This is a genomic window from Leptolyngbya sp. BC1307 (assembly GCF_002286735.1).
Lineage (GTDB): Bacteria > Cyanobacteriota > Cyanobacteriia > Phormidesmidales > Phormidesmidaceae > Phormidesmis.
Map to the genome: position 1 here is coordinate 1 of NZ_NRTA01000165.1, position 959 is coordinate 959.

General features: G+C 49.7%; 2 protein-coding genes. One reads left to right on the forward strand and one right to left on the reverse strand.

The genetic code is table 11. The annotated features are described in order from the left end of the window. Positions 1–69 precede the first annotated feature (69 nt). Positions 70–399 carry a YnfA family protein gene (locus CKL79_RS22570; RefSeq protein ID WP_121971727.1) on the reverse strand — a complete coding sequence of 110 codons (330 nt, stop codon included), beginning with the start codon at positions 397–399 and terminating at the stop codon, positions 70–72. Between the two features lie 189 nt (positions 400–588). On the opposite strand from CKL79_RS22570, the gene CKL79_RS22575 reads away from it, so the two are divergent. After that, the coding region (locus CKL79_RS22575) for a hypothetical protein (protein ID WP_121971728.1) at positions 589–959 on the forward strand (371 nt) is incomplete at its 3' end.

Below are 959 nucleotides of genomic sequence, written 5' to 3' on the forward strand. Positions count from 1 at the left end.
AGACTCTGGCTTAGCGCTAGACTCATTCGTCTCTTCGACTGTACCTCCACCCGCCTACGCTCTGTCATTTTATCGCCTACCCTCTTGACATTTAATAATTACGCCTGCGATTACAAAAATACATCCTATCCAATCGTAAGCATCAGGCTGTACTCCATCGATACGCCATCCCCATAGGAGAGACAGCACGATGAAAACTCCGCCATAGGCAGCGTAGACTCGACCAAAGTTAGCGGGTTGAAGCGTCGGAATGACACCGTAGATACTTAGCAGCAGCCACCCAATCGCAGCAACAGGCCATCCCTGCCCTTCTCTCAGCCACAACCAGATAAGATAACCGCCGCCAATCTCACAGAGTCCAGCGAGTACAAAATACAGCAACGATTGAAGGATAGGCATATTTAAGAGAGCTACTGAAGCCGTAACTATACATCAAGAATACTAGCTGTAATCAGTTCAACCAGCCTAAGCTAGACAACTGCTGTTCTCTTGAAATTTTCTCCTCTGAACTCTTCTCAACTAATCCTGGTTCCAGCAAGTTTGTTTGACGTAAAATAGAGGTATTGCCAGCGAGTGGAGGCCAAGGACATGGCCAAGCGGAAGCCACGAGGCATTGCCGGAGACAAGACCATCTGCCTACCGATAGCGGATGATATCGACTACGCCACGCTAGCAGATGATAGAGTAGCGTATCGGCAGTACCTAGATCAGCAAATAGCAGCGCATCCAGAACTGTTTCCGGTAGAGATTAGCCAAGGCTATCGGTTCCACGGCTGGACGAAATCGCTGCGGCAAGACCTGAAGATACGGCGGATCTATCTGCCAAGCAGTGAGAGTGCCTATCAACTACGGCCAGACTTTGTCACCCCGTACATGAGCGAAACGGCAGAGACGGCAGCCAAAGCATTGTATCTGAAGCACCATGGCATCTCATATGAGGGCATCGCCTATGTGATGGG